Source organism: Marisediminitalea aggregata (assembly GCF_900129565.1).
Lineage (GTDB): Bacteria > Pseudomonadota > Gammaproteobacteria > Enterobacterales > Alteromonadaceae > Alteromonas > Alteromonas aggregata.
The window spans coordinates 57,865-78,398 of the sequence record NZ_FQWD01000006.1; the positions used below are offsets into that span (position 1 = coordinate 57,865).

Below are 20,534 nucleotides of genomic sequence, written 5' to 3' on the forward strand. Positions count from 1 at the left end.
TATGACATTACTGGCTAAACGCCGAGCCGACTATCGCGCGCCGGCATTCACAATCAGCGATATTGATTTGAATGTAACATTGCATCCAACGGCAACACGGGTAGTTAGCAGCCTCCGAGTATCACGACAGGGTGAACATACCGAGTCGTTGGTACTGGACGGCGAGCATTTAACATTAGTGTCCATACTCCTCGATGGCAAGCCGTTCAGTGACTACGCAAAAACCGGCACAGGTTTAACGCTGGCAAATGTGCCCGATGATTTTAACCTTACCATTGAGACGGTTATTAACCCTGAAGCTAACAAAGCATTGGAAGGGCTGTATTTATCGAATGGAGTTTATTGCACTCAGTGTGAAGCTGAAGGGTTTCGGCGTATTACCTATTACCTCGACCGCCCCGATGTACTGGCTAGATTTACTTGTACGATAACAGGCGATAAAGCCACATTACCGACCATGTTGGCCAATGGTAATCCTATTGCCCGCGGTGAAAACAGCGATGGTACGCATTGGGTTACCTGGGAAGATCCATATCCAAAACCCGCGTACCTGTTTGCATTGGTTGCCGGTAGCTTTGACCAGCTTTCAGATACGTTTATTACAGCGAGCGGTAAATCTGTTGCGCTTGAATTATATGTAGATAAAGGCAAGCGAGACCGTGGTGTGTTTGCTCTGGAAGCGCTTAAGCGCTCCATGAAATGGGACGAAGAGGTATTCGGGTTGGAGTACGACCTGGATATTTACATGATTGTGGCCGTTGATTTTTTCAACATGGGTGCAATGGAAAACAAAGGCCTGAATGTATTTAACAGTAAATTCGTACTGGCCGATCAGGAAAGCGCCACGGATGAAGACTTCTTCAATGTAGAATCGGTGATTGCGCATGAGTATTTCCACAACTGGACAGGTAACCGTGTTACCTGCCGTGATTGGTTCCAGTTGAGCCTGAAAGAAGGGTTAACCGTTTTTCGCGATCAACAGTTTAGCTCTGATATGAGTTCGCCATTGAGTAACCGCATAAAACAGGTCCGGGTAATGCGTGAACACCAGTTCGCTGAAGATGCCAGTGCCATGAGTCACCCAATTCGTCCTGATGAAGTTATTGAGATGAATAACTTCTACACTGTGACGGTGTATGACAAAGGGGCTGAAGTGATCCGCATGATGCATACCTTGTTGGGTGCAGAGGGCTTCAGAGCTGGGATGGATGAATATTTCCGTCGCCATGACGGCCAGGCCGTTACCTGTGATGACTTTGTGTCTGCCATGCAGTCGGCGACGGATATCGATTTAACACATTTTTCTCTATGGTACAGCCAGTCAGGCACACCAACTGTGTCGGTTAAACGCGATGTTAAGCCCGGCTGCGAGGTTACCGTAACCCTTAAGCAACATACCCCGCCAACAGCGGATCAGGCGACAAAGCAAGCATTGTATATTCCGTTACAAATTGAATTTATCAATGAGCGTGGCGAGCACGTTTTGCCGGACACACCTATGTATCGCGATAATCTGTGTATTCTTGACAAACCGGCTGTTACGTTAACGTTCACTGGCAAGGGTCGTCAGATTACGCCTGTTGCTTTGGGTAATTTTTCTGCGCCTGCAAAACTGCAATCTGATCTTACTCCGGAAGAGTACCTGCACGCATTCCGTTTTGCCGACGATGCGTTTTCTCGTTGGGACGCAATTCAGCAACTGTACAATTGGGCAATAGAGCAGTACTACACGAATCAACCGGAAAATGTCGGTCCCACAATCTGGCAAGGGCTGGTGTCAGCGGTGGACGCTGAGCAACAAAACCCGGAGTTATTAGCTGAATGTCTGGTTGTGCCGAGTTTTGAATCATTAATTCAAACACGAACTGACATTGATGTGCATGCTCTCTACAACGCCAGAGAGGCGTTTGTCGGTGATTTATCTGACAAGCTAGCGGGTATTTTGAACACTGTATATGAGCAAAACCAGACAGGCGATTATGCATATTCTGTAGAGCAGGTAAGTGCACGTCGCTGTAAAAATACGGTGTTGACTCTACTGGCTCGTCAACAGGATAGTGCCTCGTTAATTCGCGAACAATTTACTCAATCTGACAATATGTCAGACTCTTTGGGTGCCCTAAAAGCTGCGCAAATTCAGGATCTAAAGCTGTTTAGTGAATTAATGCAACAGTTCGAGCAGCGTTGGCATAACGATCCACTGGTACTGGACAAGTGGTTTGGTTTGCATGCGACTTGCCCGCGAGACGATATACTGGCACAGCTTACGCTGCTGCGTCAGCATCCTCAATTCAGTCAGCAGAACCCCAACCGGGTGCGCGCCGTAGTAGGGAGCTTTGCTTTCTACAATACCACCGGTTTTCACGCCGATGATGGTTCTGGCTATCAGTTTTTGACTGATTATCTGATAGAACTTGATACCACCAATCCTCAGGTTGCGTCCCGATTAGTAACGCCATTAACGCAATGGCAGCACTATAATGGAGAACGACAAGCGCTCATGAAGCGCCAGTTATCCAGATTGTTAGATAACAAGAATCTGAGCAAAGATTTGTATGAAAAAGTCAGCAAGGCATTGAGCTTTGGTCACAATGACTAATAAAGACACCATCTACTTTTTTACTCTGAACGAACCCTATTCATCTTGCCAGGCCCTTTATAGTGGCCTGGTTCCCCATGCTGTGTTAACCGCAGAAAATGGCGCAAGGGTTCAGGTGCCCGCAGGAAGAGTACGGCAGTTCATTGATAGTCGTGGTTTATGTGGCAGATTCAGGCTAATTATAACGCAAGAAAATAAAATCAAATCTTTCGAGCGAATTCGCTAACTCTGTACTATAACTATCAATCAGTTATTTATAATAATTCGGTTTAAATTCAGGACGTTCACTAACTCAATTTGATGATGTTTACGGCATTTTCCCAACTGGTACGATTAGTTCTTGCTATCCGTGTGAAATGATGTAATCATTTTGTTAAATAAACCGATGTGTGTCGTTTTATCAGCAGCTTACTGCTGAATCAGGAGTATAAAAATTATGATAACCAGGCCTAGCGCATTCAAAAAATCGCCTATCGCAGCTGGACTACTTGCCCTATTTGGCGCCGCAGCGCTGCCGGCAAGTGCTGCCTCTTGGGATGTAGGTGATGTGTCGATATCACTCGACTCAAACTTTACACTGGCTACCAGTATTCGCGTGGAAGATCGTGACTACAGCCTTATTGGTAACAGCAACCATCCTCAGTTCAATTGGTCTGGTTACAACGCAGCGACCAATGTCATCTACCCAAGCGGCGACGTATGGGCATTGGCAAACGGAAGTTATTCAAGCAACGGTGATTTGGGCAACCTGGCTCACGATCCCGGCGAGGCCTTTTCAACGCAAGTGTCTGGTAACCATGAATTAGATATTCGTTACGGCGACATTGGTTTCTTTGCTCGCGGTTTCTGGTTTTATGATTTCGAACAGATGGACGGCGACCGTCCTTGGGACAATCCTATCACCGGTCAGCAAACAGAATTGTGTGACGACCCCAGAGCCAAAGAGCTTCTTTGTGCAGATGTTCGTTTACTCGACGCCTTCTTCTATGGCGATTGGTGGGTGGGTGATAAGCCACTAACCGTTCGCGTTGGTCAGCAGGTTATCAGCTGGGGTGAAAGTACATTCATCCAACATGGTATCAACACCACAAACCCAGTAGACGTGACTCGCGCCCGTACGCCAGGCGCTGAGTTAAAAGAAGTCTTTATTCCGGTTGGTATGGTTTACGCCTCATTGGGTATTACCGACAACCTGAGTATTTCAGGTTACTATCAATATGAATGGGAACGCAGCTGGTTACCGGTTGCAGGCAGCTACTTCGCAACAAACGACTTTGCGGGCGAGGGCGGTCAGGCGAATAATGTTCAGCTAGGCTTTACCGGCAACCCGGACATTGACCTTGACTTCCTGTTAGCGTCACTCAATGGTCTGGGCGATGCGCTGCGTGCTGGTGCTGATGCTTCGCAAATCAGTCAGGCTTACCTGGCATATCCAACTAAAGTGGCTATTCGTGGTTATAGTGATCAAGCTCATGTTGATGCCGACGACCAGGGGCAATATGGTCTTCGCGTTACCTATTTCGCAGAAGAATTAAATGAAACTGAGTTCAGTTTCTACCACATTAATTATCACAGCCAACGTCCTTTGATTTCTGGTGAAACGTCTAACTTCACGGCCGCAGGCATTGGTGCTGACATGGCATTCTTGGCGACCAATAATATCACTCGTGACAACGTCACAGAGCTGCAGGCGTTTACCGAAGCTAAGTTCTACTACCCTGAAGACATCAAGCTTTACGGCATGAGCTTCAACACCAACATTGGTACCACGGCGCTTGCTGGTGAGTTTGCTTACCGACAGGATGAGCCTCTGCAAATCGACGACGTTGAATTGTTGTACATGGGTATGCCAGAGCAGTTAGCAAACGCTGGATTACGTCCTGATTTAGCGGGCATTTCACAGTTGAACAACATCGGCCGTGCAGTAGGTCCAGGCGAGACTGCTCAGGGCTATGTGTTCTCTGATACATGGCAGGCACAGTTTACATTGTCTCACGTATTTGGTCCGGCATTTGGTACTGACAACTTTGTTCTGCTGGGTGAAGCGGGCTACGTTAACATTGTTGATTTCCCGGATCCTTCAGTAGTTCGCCTGAACGCTCCGGGTACTGCCCGAACTCCGTCGCTGGAGCCAACAGAAACCGGCAATCCGCGCACAGGCTTGCACACAGGTTTGTCTAACGGTCCGGAAACTAACCCGTTTGCAACTGACGATGCATGGGGCTACCGTTTACTGGCTGTTGCTGATTTCAACAACATTTTCGCTGGTGTAAATTTACGTACTCGTGCGACGTTCTCGCATGATGTAGAAGGTACTACGCCTGATCCGCTGTTCTTGTTCACGGAAGATACTAAGTCAGCCAATATATCATTCACGTTTGATTACTTGAGCCGTTGGTCTGCAACCGCGTCTTACAGCAGTTTCTGGGGTGGCATTGGTACCACTAACGCGCTGTCAGACCGTGACTTCATCTCGTTCAACATCAAGTACGCAATTTAACAGAGAGTAGTATTGTTATGATGAAAAAGATTGGATTTATTGCTGCTGCGTTAACTGTCGCGTTATCTGCAGCACCAGTTCAAGCAAAAGTTAGCAGCGCCGATGCTGCCAAGTTAGGTACCGAGTTAACGCCACTGGGTGGCGAGAAAGCGGGTAACGCCGATGGCTCTATTCCAGCCTGGAATGGCGGATTAACATCAGCACCTGCGGGTTACACAGAGGGTGATTTTCACCCTGACCCGTATGCTGGTGAAGCACCACTGTTCACGATTACTGGTGCTAACTATAAAGAACATGCCGAGTTTTTGTCTGACGGCCTGATTAAAATGTTCGAGACTTACCCGGACTCGTTTAAACTGCCTGTGTACAAAACGCATCGTTCAGCGTCTAACCCACAGTTTGTTTATGACGCAACCAAAGCAAATGCGACTCGTGCCGAGTTATTAGATGGTGGTAACGGTATGTCAGGTGCCGCAGTAGGTATTCCATTCCCCATTCCGGCCAACGGTCTGGAAGCGATCTGGAACCACATTGCACGCTATCGTGGCCAGGCTGTTCAGCGTAACGGTGGTCAGGCAGCAGTAACCGCTGGCGGTGACTACAACGTAATCGGTTTTGATGAACAGCTACTGATTCAATACTCTCAGGAAAATGCTACGCCTGAAACGCTGCTTGAAAACAACGTATTGTTTATGTTTAAGCAAAAAGTTACTAAGCCGGCGCGTCTGGCTGGTACTGCGTTGCTGGTTCACGAAACACTGGACCAAATTAAGGAGCCTCGTAAGGCATGGACCTATAACACCGGTCAGCGCCGTGTACGTTTGGCACCAAACATTGCCTACGATACGCCGGGAACGGCGGCAGATGGCCTGCGTACTACCGATGACTTCGATATGTTTAATGGTTCTCCAAACCGTTATAACTGGGAGTTAAAGGGTAAGAAAGAAATGTACGTTGCTTATAACAACTACAAGCTGCACAGCAATACCGCAACTTACAGCGATATTCTGAAGCCAAATCACGTAAATCCGGATCTGACCCGTTGGGAAAAGCACCGTGTTTGGGTGGTAGAAGCGACGTTGAAAGACGAGTTCCGTCACATTTATCAGAAACGGGTATTCTTTATCGACGAAGACAGCTGGCAAATTCAGTTGGCCGACATGTATGACAACCGTGGTGAGTTGTATCGTGTTGCAGTGGCATACGGCGTTAACTACTACGAAGTTCCTACACATTGGTCTACGCTGGACGTATACCACGACCTGAACTCTCGTCGTTACCTGGCGATTGGCCTGGACAACGAAGAGCAGATGTATGATTTCTCTGTTCGTCCAAGAGAAGCGGAGTTTACTCCTCAGGCACTGCGTCGCGAAGGTACGCGATAAGTAATTTAAGCGGGCACATTCATTGTGCCCGTTTGTTCGAATGAGGTAGTCAGTGTGAGCTTGCTACCTCATTGTTTTAATAAACCGATACACATTACTGTGTATCATAATCAGCAACTCATCACTAACAATTATAAGCCCTGTGTTTCAATGGGTAATCGTGTTGCTTACACAGCAGTAACATGCCTTCAGCGCGTGTACTTTATCCGGAGGTTTAAACCTTTAATGCACAAATTGATTTCTTCCGTGCTACTTCTCGTTTTTTCTTTGGTTTGTCAGGCAGAGCAAGCATACCAGGCACCTTTGGTGCGAGAGTCACTACTATTAGATATTGATACCGGCGCTTTCACTGTGGCGGTGGGAGAACGTGGTCATATTCTGCTCAAGCAAGGTGAAGAGGACTTCACCCAACTTGAGGTGCCGACCCAGGCAACCCTGACCGCAGTAACGATTGTTGGCGACAATATATGGGCTGCAGGTCATGACGCCATTATTATTCATTCTCCCGACCGTGGACAGAGTTGGGAAATTCAGCACAATGCGCCAGAATTAGAACGTCCTTTCCTTGATATTGTTTTCTTTGATGAGCATCAAGGTCTGGCCATTGGTGCTTATGGCTTGTTTTATCAAACCAGTAACGGCGGAGAAAGTTGGGAATCGGTTAGACATGCGTCTTTTTTGAATCCTTATGATCGCGAATACCTCGAAGAAATTCGCAAGGAAGACGAAGACTTCTATCAACAGGAACTGGAGTCTATCTTACCGCACCTCAACAGAGTCAGCGTGGCAAGCGACAACACATTGTATCTGGCAGGCGAAGCGGGTTTGCTTGCAGTAAGTACCGATTTAGGCCAGAGCTGGGAACGCTTTGACATTGAATACACAGGTTCGTTTTTCGATATAAAAATGCTGGCAGACGGCTCATTAGTGGCAGCGGGTTTGCGAGGCAATATTTTTGTGATGCAGCAAGACGAGCAGTGGATGTATCTGTCTACGTGTAATACGGCTACGCTCAACTCCATTATCGAAACGCAACAAGGGGTGGCATTTATTGGCAACAACGGCGTTGTTGTTAATGCGACTTTACCGCTTTCTGTGAGTGACTATGACCCTTACGCTTCAACGTCAAGCTGCGCGGTAGCAGACGGCGTGGCTGTAACGACGACAGAAAGCAAGTCTGCATTATTGAATGCAGCGACCGTGCAGGGGGAAACCCTGGTAACCGCCGCCGATGGCATCTATTCACTTTCTTTGGATTAAATCAGTTATATGTCTTCATTTAGTCAATTTTCGGAAAGGTTGATTTTCAATAACCGGGCAGTGGTGATCATGCTGTTCGTGTTTGCTACGTTGGTACTGGCATTCCAGGCTTCTCGTATGAAGCTGGATGCTGGCTTTGAAAAGAACATTCCTCTTAATCACGAATACATGCAAACCTACATGGCACACCGCAAGGATTTTGGTGGAGCTAACAATGTTTTAGTTGCCGTGTGTGATCGCGACAGTGATATTTTTAACAAGCCTTTCTTTGATACGCTGAAAAACGTCCATGATGAGCTGTTTTTTATCAACGGCGTTAACCGCTCATTGGTTGTATCCCTCTATTCACCATCAACTCGCTTTACTGAAATTGTTGAAGGTGGTTTTGCGGGCGGTCCGGTCATTCCAGCCGACTTCAACTCATCGAACCCCAAAGCGTTAGACACCGTTGCTGCCAACATTGAAAAGGCCAAAATCGTGGGTCGTCAGGTGTCAAATAATTACCGTTGTGCCATGGTCACAGCGCAGTTACTTGAGCTGGATCCTGAAACCGGTGAGCAGTTGAACACATTGGCGTTAGCACAGGAGCTGGAAGACAAGCTTCGTGGACAGTTTGAAAACGACGATGTCAGCATTCACATCATCGGCTTTGCTAAGATGATTGGTGATGTCGCTACGGGTGCAAAATCTGTCGTGTTGTTTTTCGCTATTGCCATCGTCATCACCGCACTCATGGTGTACTTCTTCTCTCGTAATATCATGCTTACTATTTTGCCTATTGCCTGCTCAGTGATTGCAGTCATTTGGCAGATGGGCTTGTTGACCTCACTGGGCTTTGGTCTGGATCCCATGTCAATCCTAGTGCCGTTTTTGGTCTTTGCGATTGGGGTGAGCCACGGCGTACAAATGATCAATGCGGTCGAAAAGAACATTGTTAAAGGTAACAACGCGAAACAAGCCGCTATGGCTGCGTTTCGAGCGCTGCTAATTCCTGGCGGTATTGCGCTCCTGTCAGATACAGTTGGCTTCCTGACCTTACTGGTTATTGATATTGGTATCATTCGTGAACTGGCTATTACAGCGAGTCTGGGTGTGGCTGTTATCATTCTGACTAACCTGATTCTGCTGCCTGTTCTGATGAGCTACATACGCTTCCCAGAACATTATCTCGACCAATTTGCGGGTAAAGAAGCTAAATCAGAAGGCATGTGGCATGTGCTGGATGTGTGCACTAAAAAAGGCACCGCAATTGTAATAGTGCTGGTGACGGCAATACTGTTTGCAATTGGATTCGTACAGTCTAAACAAATGCAAATCGGTGATATCCAGGCCGGTGCTGCGGTTCTGCACGAAGACTCTCGTTACAATCAGGATACCGCCTTGATTACGGACCGCTTTGAGGTCACGGTAGATTACATTTCTGTGTTGGTTGAAACCACTCCTGAAGCCTGTACGTCATACGACGTAATGCGCGCAATTGACGATTTCCAGTGGAAAATGACCAACGTACCCGGTGTACAGTCGGCTGTTTCACTCGCATCTATCGCCAAAGTGATAAATGCGGGCTACAACGAAGGAAATCCAAAATGGCAGGTACTGCCGCGTAACCAACAAACATTGGTGCAGGCTATTTCCCGTGTGCCAACCTCATCTGGTTTATTAAACGGTAACTGCTCTGTGATGCCGATCATCCTGTTTATGGAAGATCACAAAGCGCAAACTATTACTCGTGTCGTCGATGCGGTAAAAGCGTTCCGTGAAGAATATCAGACCGACGATATGAAGTTCAGTCTGGCTTCTGGTCCGGTAGGTGTTATGGCAGCAACCAACGAAGCAGTGCAGGCTGCGCAAACGCCAATGATGGTGTATGTGTTCGGCGCGGTGATTATTTTGTGTTTGTTGAGTTTCCGTTCGTTGCGCTCAACCATTGCTGTGGTATTGCCGCTTTATGTGGTATCCGTGCTGGCTCAAGCGCTTATGACTTATCTCAACATTGGCTTAACCGTTTATACACTGCCAGTTATCGCACTGGGCGTGGGAATTGGTGTCGACTATGGTATTTATATCCTGTCGACAATGAGCATACTGATCAAACAGGGCATGTCAGTCAATCAGGCATACCTGGAAGCGCTTAAAGAGCGGGGCAGCGCGGTATTATTTACCGGTGTTACCCTGGCAATAGGTGTGAGCACCTGGGTATTTTCAACACTGAAATTCCAGGTAGACATGGGCATTCTGCTTACCTTTATGTTCCTGGTGAATATGATCGGTGCCATTGTTGTACTACCGGCATTGGCGCGACTTCTCTGGTTCAACCGCACCAATGACTAGCAAAAAACTTTTTTTCGCATAAGTAACCAAAAAAGGAGCCATTAAGGCTCCTTTTTATTTGCATTATCTGCATAGTTATCCAAAATGTAAAAAAGATGTAAAACAAGCGCTTTTATTTCTTCGGTTATTTAGCGAAAATATGCTTGTACATTCTATACTTAAACAAAAATACTCTATAGGTAGGCACATGACAGTCAGCTCTCAGCGCTATTCAGTTTTGCTTGAGAACGTTTTTTCGTTAATCGACAAGAAAGTTGATAACCAAAATCGAACGTTAATTACCACGTTCGGACGACATTTATTCAAAAACATTCCACTGGACGACCTTGAACATCGCAACGACAGCGATTTATACGGCGCCACGTTAAGTTTGTGGAATGCGTTTGCTGATTACGACGGCAAGCGTCCTTATGTGCGTGTATTCAACCCGGAAATCGACAAACACGGTTGGAAATCGAGTCACACTATCGTCGAAATGATCATTCGGGATTTGCCATTCCTAGTTGACTCTATTCGCATGGCTTTGAATCGCCTTGGCATCACTGCGCATATGCTGATCCACAGTCCAATGAACATCGACCGTGACGATAAAAATAAGATAGTAAAATTCGGTGACGGTAACAGTGCAACGACGTCACGCGAAACCGTTGTTTTTATTGAAGTAGACCGCCAAACCAGCAAAGCGGATATCGATACGCTCACCAAAGAGCTGTTTTCAACACTGGATGAAGTATCTCTGGCTGTTGCTGACTGGCAAATGATGCGCGATAAACTGGCTGAAATCACTGCTAAAGTAAAGAAAGCTAAATTACCCATCGAGAAAGATCGCAAAGACATTACAACGCGTTTTCTTGAGTGGATGAACGACCACAATTTCACGTTGATGGGGTATCGCCATTACCGGGTGAATGCTATTGAAGGCGATCACCAGTGGCTTCCCGACAATGATACCAGCCTGGGGTTAATGAAAAACTCAGTAAGTGACAGACCGCGACTACTGTCGGCGTTGCCCGCCAGCGCTCGTCAGGCTGCACTCAGCCAGCAGGTCCTTCTGCTGACTAAAACCAATTCACGTTCACGGGTACATCGTCCGGCTTATATGGATTACGTTGGAATAAAAGAATTCAACAGCAAAGGGCAGGTTATCGGAGAGCATCGCTTCCTGGGGCTTTATTCGGCTAACTTCTACAACAGCAGTACCCGCGACATCCCATTGCTGTCAGACAAGATTCGACGGATTTGTGAGCTGTCTGAATTTGATCCGCAAACCCATGCGTTTAAAGCTTTCAACAACATTGTTGAAACTTATCCTCGTGATGAGTTATTGCAGACGCCTGAAGAAGATATGGCGGAAATCGTCCGCGGTATTTTTCAGATGCAGGAACGCGGCATTACCCGTCTGTTTGTTCGCAAAGACACCTTTGGTCGTTTCTTTTCCTGTATGGTGTACGTACCAAGAGAGCGTTATAACACCCAGTTGCGAAAAGAGACGCAAGCGCTACTCAAGCATTCATTTGGTGCTACCGGTGAAGTCGAATTCACCACGTTTTTCTCTGAATCTGTGTATGCAAGAACGCACTATATCGCTCGGGTCGAAGACAACAATGCGGAATTTGATGTGAAGGAAATCGAACAGAATATCATTGAGCTGACCAAAACCTGGAACGACCGGTTGTCGTCAGCCCTGTCTTCAGCCTATGGCGAAGCAACGGCAAAATCCCTTGAACGCAACTATGTCAATGCGTTCTCACGCTCGTATACAGAGCATAACTTACCGACTGCAGCTCTGGTAGATATCGAAAAGCTCGAGCAATTATCAGAAGACGCCAACATGGGTATGTTGTTCTACCGCCCACAGGAAGAACAGTCTGACAGTCAAATCGTGAAACTGAAGTTGTTTCATTTGCATGAACCCATTCACTTGTCTGACGTGTTACCGATTTTGGAGAACTTTGGTCTGCGCGTTATCGACGAAAGCCCTTACAAAATAAACTGTGCAGACGGCAAAGTTAAGTGGGTAATGGATTTCACCATGCTCCACAAAAGCGGCCATGATTTAGACATGGAAAAGGCCCAGGCGTTATTCCAGGACGCATTTGCCAAGGTATGGTACAACCAATTGGAAGACGATGGTTTTAATCGCCTGGTATTAAGCGCTGAGCTTACCGGCCGCAATGTCACTATTCTGCGCGCGTTTGCGAAGTACATGCGCCAGACAGGCAGCAGTTTCAGCCGTGATTACATTGCCAATACCTTGTCGAATTACCCGCAGATTGCCGGTTTGTTGATCAGTTATTTTGACGAAATCTTTAATCCTGCCCGTAAGTCTCGTAAGAAGCGTTTGGAGACCCTGGTTAATAAGATCAACGAAGCGCTGGATAAAGTGAGCAACCTGGATGACGACCGGATCATTCGTCGTTATCTGGACATGATCGACGCCACGCTGCGTACCAACTTTTATCAGAAAGCCGAAGACGGTAGCGAAAAGCCCTACATCTCGTTCAAGCTCATGCCTGAAAACATTCCGGAGATGCCGTTACCGCTGCCAAAATACGAAATCTTTGTATACAGCCCTAAAGTGGAAGGTGTGCACCTGCGTGGTGGACGCGTTGCGCGTGGCGGTTTGCGCTGGTCAGATCGCCAGGAAGACTTCAGAACGGAAATCCTGGGCCTGGTAAAAGCACAAAAAGTAAAAAATACCGTGATTGTGCCGGTTGGCGCCAAAGGTGGCTTCGTTTGTAAACAGCTGCCAAGTGGCGCGAGCCGTCAGGAAATCTTCGAAGAAGGCAAGGCCTGCTACCGGACCTTCATTCGCAGCTTACTGGATATCACAGATAACATTGTAAATGGTGAAATCGTGCCACCTAAAGATGTGGTCCGTCTTGATGAAGACGACCCTTATTTAGTTGTGGCGGCAGACAAAGGCACAGCGACATTTTCTGACATTGCCAACGGCATTTCAGAAGAATACAACTTCTGGCTGGGTGATGCGTTTGCATCTGGTGGCAGCGTGGGTTACGACCATAAGAAAATGGGGATCACGGCACGTGGTGCCTGGGAATCAGTTAAGCGTCACTTCAGAGAGATCGGAATCGACTGTCAAACTACGGATTTCACATGTGTGGGTATTGGTGATATGGCAGGTGACGTATTCGGTAATGGTATGCTGTTGTCTGAACACACGCGCCTGATATCGGCCTTTAACCACCTGCATATTTTCTTCGACCCTGATCCGGATGCGGCTAAAACTTACAAAGAGCGCAAGCGCTTGTTTGAAAACCCAAGCCTGTCCTGGGAAGACTACGACAAATCACTGATTTCTAAAGGCGGTGGTATATTTAGCCGTTCTGCGAAGTCAATAACACTCACGCCTGAGATGAAGACCTGGCTGGGTACGCGTCAGAACACCATGACGCCTAACGAGCTTATTCACAACATCCTTAAAATGCCGGTCGATTTGATTTGGAATGGCGGTATCGGCACTTATGTGAAAAGCAAGAAAGAAAGCCACAGTGATGTGGGCGATCGCGCGAATGATTCACTGCGTGTCAATGGAATGGATATCAAAGCGAAAATCGTGGGTGAGGGCGGTAACCTGGGCCTCACTCAATTGGGTCGAATGGAATACGCGGCTAATGGCGGTCGCGTGAACACCGACTTTATCGACAACGTCGGTGGTGTGGACTGCTCAGATAACGAAGTTAACATTAAGATCCTGTTGAACCAGTTGGTAAGCAATGGCGATCTGACAGTGAAACAGCGTAACAATCTGCTGTATGACATGACTGACGACGTTGCTACGATTGTACTGCAGGATTGTTACCGACAGACACAGGCAATTTCAATCAGTGAACGTACCGGCGTCTCTTCAATAAAAGAACAGCTGCGTTTCATTCACGGCTTGGAACGCGATGGCGCTTTAAATCGCGAGTTGGAATTTATTCCTACCGATGATGAGATCTCAGATCGCGCTGCATCAGATCGCGGCTTAACCCGCCCGGAGCTGAGTGTGTTAACCGCCTACGGTAAAATGGTACTGAAGGACCAGCTTAACATTCCGGCCTTAACTGATAATGCCTACCATGGAAAGCTGTTAATCAGTGCGTTCCCGCAGGAACTTCGTGAGCGCTTTGCTGAGCAAATGCAGCAGCACCCGCTGAGAGCGGAAATTATCGCCACCAAGTTAACTAACAACATGGTGAACGATATGGGACACAACTTTGTGTACCGTATGCAGGAAGAAACCGGGGCCGATATCGTAGAGATCACCAACGCTTACAGTGTTGTAAAAGGTGTATTTGGTATCGGCGAGTTGTGGGAAGCCATTGAAGACCTCGACAACAAAATCGATGCTGATGCGCAGCTTTCCATGCTGGAAAGTGCCAGACGATTAATGCGTCGCGGTACACGCTGGTATATTCGTCATGGCGATACCAGTGCAGACATAGAACAGTCTATTCTGAAATATCAGCCAGCGGTTGATGACTTGTGTAATAACTTGTCTAACTATTTGGTGAAATCAGAAATCAAACAGCTGGAAGACGCCACTGCAAAATGGATCGACAAAGGTGTACCACAGGACATCGCCAGCAGAGTAGCTGCATTCAGTAACGTATTTAGTGCACTGGACCTAACCCAAATCGTTGAGCAGGACAGTCACAATATTGATGTTGCAGCGCGACTGTACTACCAGATGGGTTCGAAGCTGGAATTACACTGGTTCCTCGAGCAAATCACCAATCAGCCTGTGGGCAATCACTGGCAGGCGCTTGCTCGTGCATCATATCGCGAGGAGCTTGACTGGCAGCAACGTTCCATTGTCTCGAATTTATTGTGTAGCAACGGTGACTCCACGGATGCAGATGCAATTCTGGCCAATTGGATGCAAAACAATGAAGGTCTGTTAAAACGCTGGTATCATATGATGAGCGAATTTAAGACCAGTTCAAACCACGATTTTGCGAAGTTTTCAGTCGCGCTGCGCGAATTGATGCTTTTAAGCATGAAGTCCAGCCAGTAAACTACGCAATCTCGGGATTGTCGGTATCAGCGCAACATGCGCTGATACAGAATTGACTTAGTTAGCCCCGCTTGTCGGGGCTTTCTGCCACCTGTGAACTGGTGATTTTTAGTTGTTGTCAGACAGGGGCAGCCATTTTTAACACGGTGTTATAGCACTTCATGTACGAATTTATTCAAAAAGCCTTATTAAAATGCGAACCAGAAAACAGCCATGATTTCACAATTAAATGGTTGCACCGCACTCAACGTACGCCATTGTCGGCGCTCTACACGGAAAAAACCGAAGATAAACCGGTTACCGTAGCCGGAGTCATGTTTAGAAACCCGGTGGGATTGGCCGCGGGTCTCGACAAAAATGGTGAATGTATCGATGCTTTTGCGGCGATGGGTTTTGGCTTTGTTGAAGTCGGAACCGTGACCCCCAGACCACAACCGGGCAACCCAAAGCCACGTTTGTTCCGCCTCCCTGAAAAGCACGCCATTATTAATCGCATGGGGTTCAACAATAAAGGTGTGGACTATCTGGTTGAACAGGTTAAAGCCAGCCGTTATGACGGCGCACTGGGCATTAATATCGGTAAGAACAAAGACACGCCGGAAGAAAATGCACTGGACGATTACCTGATCTGTTTAAACAAGGTCTATGCCTATGCCAGTTACATCACAATCAACATTTCATCACCTAATACGCCTGGACTCAGAAATCTGCAGTACGGTGCGGCACTGGAATCGCTGCTTAGTGGCCTGAAAGAAGCCCAGCAAACACTGGCGAAGGTCCACAATAAATACGTACCTTTGTTTATTAAGATTGCACCGGATTTAACCGGTGAAGAAGTGCAGGGCATTGCCGAATCACTGATCAAATGTGAAATGGATGGCGTTATAGCAACAAACACCACATTAGATCGCAAAGCCGTTGAGGGACTTGAGCACGCGGGAGAAGCCGGCGGCCTGAGTGGTGAGGTACTGGTTGATCAAAGTCAGTGGGTCACCGAACAACTGCATCAGGCATTGGGCGGCAAATTACCTATCATTGGTGTCGGCGGCATTCATGATGTGGCATCTGGTAAGGCGCGAATGGATGCCGGGGCGTCATTAATACAGGTGTATTCTTCTTTTATTTATCAAGGTCCAAAACTTGTTAAACAACTGGTACAGGGGCTTTAATGAGTCAGCTTGGATTTTTAGTGACAACCAGCCGTGGGCTGGATGAATTGCTGAAAGATGAAATCGCATCATTGTGTCCCGAGGCGAGCGTAAAGCAAAGCCCGGGCCTGCTTCGTGTAGATGGTAGCCTTGAAGATGCATATCGGGTCTGCTTATGGTCCAGACTTGCCAACCGGGTTATCTGGGTGCTTAATGAAGGCGATGCCAGTAGCGCGGAAGCCATGTACGAAACGGCCAGTAAGGTCGATTGGTCGATGCAGTTTTCAACCAAAGAGACCTTCAGCGTTCAGTTTCACGGTAGCAGCAGAGCTATCAACAATACCCAGTTTGGCGCATTGAAGATTAAAGATGCCGTGGTAGACCATTTTTACGATGAAAGTGGCTCCCGACCCGATGTTGAACGCTCACAGGCGGATATTGTGATTAACGCGCGCCTGAGTCGCGACAAGATTACACTGGGAATCGAGCTTTCCGGTGGCAGCCTGCATCAACGGGCTTACCGACAGGAAACCGGTCTGGCGCCATTGAAGGAACACGTGGCAGCAGCCATGCTAATGCGCAGCGGTTGGACCCGTGATACCAGCCAACCACTGGCAGATCCAATGTGTGGTTCAGGCACGGTTGTTATAGAAGCCGCACTCATCGCAGCGCAACGCGCACCAGGTCTACAGCGTCCTCGTTGGGGATTTACACACTGGCAGGGACATCGCAGCGATATATGGCAAGCCCTGGTTAGAGACGCTGAAGCACAACAAATTACCCCGGATGTAAAATTATTTGCCAACGACATTGACCGCAAGCTCATCGCCATGGCTAAACACAACGCCAACGAAGCCGGGGTATTTGATCTGATTCATTTCAACGTTAGTGATGCGTTGAATTTTGTGCCGCCGAAAACAGCAAACAGAGCGGGTGTATTGGTATCGAATCCACCATACGGTGAACGACTGGGCGAAATGACCACCTTGATCCCGTTGTTTTCGCAGTGGGGGCAACAGCTTAAACAACATTGGCAGGGCTGGAATATGTCGCTGCTCAGTAGTAATCGTGAGCTGTTGCGGTTACTGAAGCTGCGGGCTGGCAAAGAATACAGCCTGATGAACGGTAAACTCGAATGTAAACTGGTGAATTACGCTTTGGATGAAGCGAATTGTCAGCAGTACTCCGACAGTCAGGACAACGATTTTGCCAACCGTTTGAAAAAGAACCTGAAAAAGCTCAAGCCGTTTATTAAAAAAGCAAACACCAACTGTTACCGCATTTACGACGCGGATTTGCCAGAGTACAACGTAGCGATCGACGTGTATGACGACTGTCTGGTTGTGCAGGAATATGCACCACCTAAGTCCATTGATGCGGAAAAAGCCAAACGCCGACTTCAGGAAGTGTTGCTATACCTACCGGCAGTGACCGAAGTGCCCGCCAGACAGATCATGCTGAAAGTGCGTGAGCAGAAGAAAGGCAAACAGCAGTACGAAAAAGTAAATCAAACTGGTAACCGCAAGGTAGTGTTTGAAAACGGTGCGAAATTCTACGTCAACCTGACGGATTATCTGGATACAGGCTTATTCCTGGATCACCGTATCACCCGCCAGGAAGTGCAAAAGCGTGTGAAAGGCAAAGACGTTCTCAACCTGTTTTCATACACAGGCAGCGTGTCTGTATTTGCCGCATTGGGCGGTGCACGCTCGGTTACTACTGTCGATATGTCGAATACCTACATAAGTTGGGCGCGTGACAACTTTAAACTGAATAAGCTGACGGGCGCCTATCAGTTTGTCCAAGCTGACTGTTTACAATGGCTGGCAGGGCACAACAGTCAGTATGACTTTATCTTTATCGATCCACCGTCGTTTTCTAATTCAAAGCGTATGAATACCACCTGGGATGTTCAGCGCGACCACGTCATGTTGCTCACTCAGGCGAAACGCTGTCTGAAGCCCGGCGGCACCATTATGTTTTCGAATAACCGTCGAGGCTTTAAACTCGACAACGACGCGATGGCGTCTCTGGGACTCACTGCGCAGGATATCTCTGCCCAGACAATCCCGGAAGACTTTAAGCGCCACAGTAATATTCACCAGTGCTGGATTCTGCAATCATGAACATCGCACTATTCACCGGCCCGCAATGTAGTTTGTGTGACGACGCGAAAGCATTACTCAGTCAAAGCAGTAAAGCATCATCGATAACTCTCACAGAGTACAATATTCGAGAGAACCCGGAGCACTACCATTTGTATGCAGTGCGCATTCCCGTACTTAAACGGGAAGACAACAATGCAGAACTGGGCTGGCCTTTTTCCCTGCAGGATTTGGAGTTATTTTTGCAGTGAGTCTTTTACAATTAAAAAACGTATCAGTTTTGTTTGGCACACCGCCTTTACTGGATGGCGTTGAACTGGTCATCCAGCCGGGCGAACGGGTGTGTATCGTAGGGCGTAACGGCAGTGGTAAGTCTACGTTACTGAAAGTCATCAGCGGTGATGTTATTGCCGATGATGGCCAGCGAATTATCGAACGCGACACCATTGTGGCCCGTTTGGAACAGGACCCGCCACAAACTACCGATATCGCACTTTTCGATTATGTGGCCGAAGGATTAGCCGAAGTGGGCGACATCCTCAAAGGTTACTTTAAGTGTACCCAGTTAGTGGCCGACGATCCCAGCGAACAAAACCTCAAAAAATTACAGACCTATCAGGAACAGCTGGATACGCACAACGCCTGGCAGTTTGAGCAACAAATAGAACAAACGCTGACCATGCTGCAACTTGACGGCAGCGCATCTTTAGCCACGTTATCCGGTGGATGGCGACGCAAAGCCGCGTTGGCCAGAGCGTTGGTTCGCTCGCCTGACATCCTGTTGCTGGACGAGCCCACTAACCATCTCGACGTGCAGATGATTCGATGGTTAGAACAAAGCCTCCAGCAGTACAAAGGCGCGATTGTGTTTATTAGCCACGACAGGGCGTTTATACGCGCGATGGCGACACGTATTGTTGATTTGGACCGCGGTCAGATTACCAGTTACCCGGGCAACTACCAGCAATACCTCGAAAAGAAAGAACACGATCTGGCGGTTGAAGCAACACAGCAAGCTGAGTTTGATCGCAAGCTGGCACAGGAAGAAGTGTGGATCCGACAGGGTATTAAAGCGCGCCGAACCCGCAATGAAGGGCGAGTACGGGCACTTAAAAAATTGCGCGAAGAACGTGCGGCGCGCCGAGAGTTGTCTGGCAATGTTGCAATGCAACAGCACCAGGGCAACCGTTCTGGCAAGCTGGTATTCGAAACTACCGATTTGAGTTATGCCATTGAAGGCAACACCATTGTGAGTAACCTGAACTTAACAGTGTTACGCGGTGAAAAACTAGCATTAATTGGCCCTAACGGCTGTGGTAAAAGTACCCTGATTAAACTCTTATTAGGCCAGTTAACGCCAGATACAGGCAGCTGCCGACAGGGCGCAAACCTCGAAGTCGCGTATTTCGATCAGCATCGCATTGCGCTGGATTTAGAAAAGCCAGTGATAGATGTAGTGGCAGACGGCAAACGCGACCTGACAGTAAATGGGCATCCGCGCCACGTCATGAGCTATTTACAGGATTATTTGTTTAGTCCGGAACGGGTAAATGCGCCGGTTAAATCGCTGTCTGGCGGTGAGAAAAACCGCTTAATGCTGGCAAAACTGATGCTGAAACCCAGCAATGTACTGATTCTCGACGAACCAACCAATGATTTGGACGTGGAAACGCTTGAGATGCTGGAAACACTCCTGTTAAATTACGCAGGCACTGTAATTCTGGTAAGCCACGACAGAGAATTCGTCGATAACGTGGTGAATAGCAGCTTGTTGTTTACCGACAACGGCGTTATTCAGGAATTTGTGGGTGGATACACCGACATTGAGCAGTGGTACAGCGAGCAAGGCAAGACGATTTACTTGTCGGGCACGTCAAAAACTGTAAAGAATGAAACTAAATCGGAAAATAATAGTCCGATTGCAAAACAACCGGCTAAAAAGCCGAAAAAGCTGTCCTATAAAGACCAACGGGAACTAGAGACGCTACCGGCGACCATTGAGTCGCTGGAAGAACAGCTTGAACAACAACAAGAGCGCGTGAACGACCCGGACTTTTTTAAGCAGGATAGCGAAACCACCACCGCCATACTGAACGAATTGGCGGCATTAGAAGAAAAACTTTCTCATGCTTATGCGCGATGGGACGAATTAGAAAGCTTGCTGGATAGTACTCAGCAGTAACAGG

The 20,534-nt window shown here is 47.7% G+C and carries 11 protein-coding genes; all 11 read left to right on the forward strand.

Annotated elements, in window-relative coordinates; translation table 11 throughout:
- The first annotated feature begins 1 nt into the window (after position 1).
- A complete protein-coding gene (gene pepN / locus BUB81_RS16830) occupies positions 2-2,599 on the forward strand; it encodes an aminopeptidase N (RefSeq protein WP_073324525.1) in 2,598 nt (865 codons plus the stop codon).
- Positions 2,592-2,825 carry a DUF2835 family protein gene (locus BUB81_RS16835; protein WP_073324526.1) on the forward strand — a complete coding sequence of 78 codons (234 nt, stop codon included), beginning with the start codon at positions 2,592-2,594 and terminating at the stop codon, positions 2,823-2,825. Before pepN ends, BUB81_RS16835 begins: the two co-directional genes overlap by 8 nt.
- A gap of 210 nt (positions 2,826-3,035) precedes the next feature.
- Positions 3,036-5,099 (forward strand): DUF1302 domain-containing protein, encoded by a 2,064-nt coding sequence (locus BUB81_RS16840; protein ID WP_073324527.1) that lies wholly within the window; start codon positions 3,036-3,038, stop codon positions 5,097-5,099.
- Between the two features lie 17 nt (positions 5,100-5,116).
- Positions 5,117-6,484, forward strand: a complete 1,368-nt coding sequence (locus BUB81_RS16845) for a DUF1329 domain-containing protein (protein ID WP_073324528.1) — start codon at positions 5,117-5,119, stop codon at positions 6,482-6,484.
- A gap of 225 nt (positions 6,485-6,709) precedes the next feature.
- Positions 6,710-7,744 (forward strand): beta propeller repeat protein, encoded by a 1,035-nt coding sequence (locus BUB81_RS16850; RefSeq protein ID WP_073324529.1) that lies wholly within the window; start codon positions 6,710-6,712, stop codon positions 7,742-7,744.
- Positions 7,745-7,753: 9 nt separating this feature from the next.
- A complete protein-coding gene (locus BUB81_RS16855; RefSeq protein ID WP_073324530.1) occupies positions 7,754-10,075 on the forward strand; it encodes an efflux RND transporter permease subunit in 2,322 nt (773 codons plus the stop codon).
- 187 nt (positions 10,076-10,262) lie between these two features.
- Positions 10,263-15,095 (forward strand): NAD-glutamate dehydrogenase, encoded by a 4,833-nt coding sequence (locus tag BUB81_RS16860; RefSeq protein WP_073324531.1) that lies wholly within the window; start codon positions 10,263-10,265, stop codon positions 15,093-15,095.
- Positions 15,096-15,256: 161 nt separating this feature from the next.
- On the forward strand, positions 15,257-16,264 hold the full coding sequence (gene pyrD, locus BUB81_RS16865; protein ID WP_073324532.1) for a quinone-dependent dihydroorotate dehydrogenase: 1,008 nt from the start codon (positions 15,257-15,259) through the stop codon (positions 16,262-16,264).
- Positions 16,264-18,369 (forward strand): bifunctional 23S rRNA (guanine(2069)-N(7))-methyltransferase RlmK/23S rRNA (guanine(2445)-N(2))-methyltransferase RlmL, encoded by a 2,106-nt coding sequence (gene rlmKL / locus BUB81_RS16870; RefSeq protein ID WP_073324533.1) that lies wholly within the window; start codon positions 16,264-16,266, stop codon positions 18,367-18,369. The genes pyrD and rlmKL overlap by 1 nt, the downstream gene beginning before the upstream one ends.
- Positions 18,366-18,599, forward strand: a complete 234-nt coding sequence (locus tag BUB81_RS16875; protein WP_073324534.1) for a glutaredoxin family protein — start codon at positions 18,366-18,368, stop codon at positions 18,597-18,599. Before rlmKL ends, BUB81_RS16875 begins: the two co-directional genes overlap by 4 nt.
- The gene (gene uup, locus BUB81_RS16880; RefSeq protein WP_073324535.1) at positions 18,596-20,530 is read left to right on the forward strand and encodes an ATP-binding cassette ATPase Uup; all 1,935 of its coding nucleotides are present in this window, start codon (positions 18,596-18,598) and stop codon (positions 20,528-20,530) included. The genes BUB81_RS16875 and uup overlap by 4 nt, the downstream gene beginning before the upstream one ends.
- Positions 20,531-20,534 lie beyond the last annotated feature (4 nt).

Coding starts and splice junctions, on each gene's coding strand:
- pepN (WP_073324525.1), top strand. CDS start 2: ATGACATTACTGGCTAAACGCCGAGCCGACTATCGCGCGCCGGCATTC.
- BUB81_RS16835 (WP_073324526.1), top strand. CDS start 2,592: ATGACTAATAAAGACACCATCTACTTTTTTACTCTGAACGAACCCTAT.
- BUB81_RS16840 (WP_073324527.1), top strand. CDS start 3,036: ATGATAACCAGGCCTAGCGCATTCAAAAAATCGCCTATCGCAGCTGGA.
- BUB81_RS16845 (WP_073324528.1), top strand. CDS start 5,117: ATGATGAAAAAGATTGGATTTATTGCTGCTGCGTTAACTGTCGCGTTA.
- BUB81_RS16850 (WP_073324529.1), top strand. CDS start 6,710: ATGCACAAATTGATTTCTTCCGTGCTACTTCTCGTTTTTTCTTTGGTT.
- BUB81_RS16855 (WP_073324530.1), top strand. CDS start 7,754: ATGTCTTCATTTAGTCAATTTTCGGAAAGGTTGATTTTCAATAACCGG.
- BUB81_RS16860 (WP_073324531.1), top strand. CDS start 10,263: ATGACAGTCAGCTCTCAGCGCTATTCAGTTTTGCTTGAGAACGTTTTT.
- pyrD (WP_073324532.1), top strand. CDS start 15,257: ATGTACGAATTTATTCAAAAAGCCTTATTAAAATGCGAACCAGAAAAC.
- rlmKL (WP_073324533.1), top strand. CDS start 16,264: ATGAGTCAGCTTGGATTTTTAGTGACAACCAGCCGTGGGCTGGATGAA.
- BUB81_RS16875 (WP_073324534.1), top strand. CDS start 18,366: ATGAACATCGCACTATTCACCGGCCCGCAATGTAGTTTGTGTGACGAC.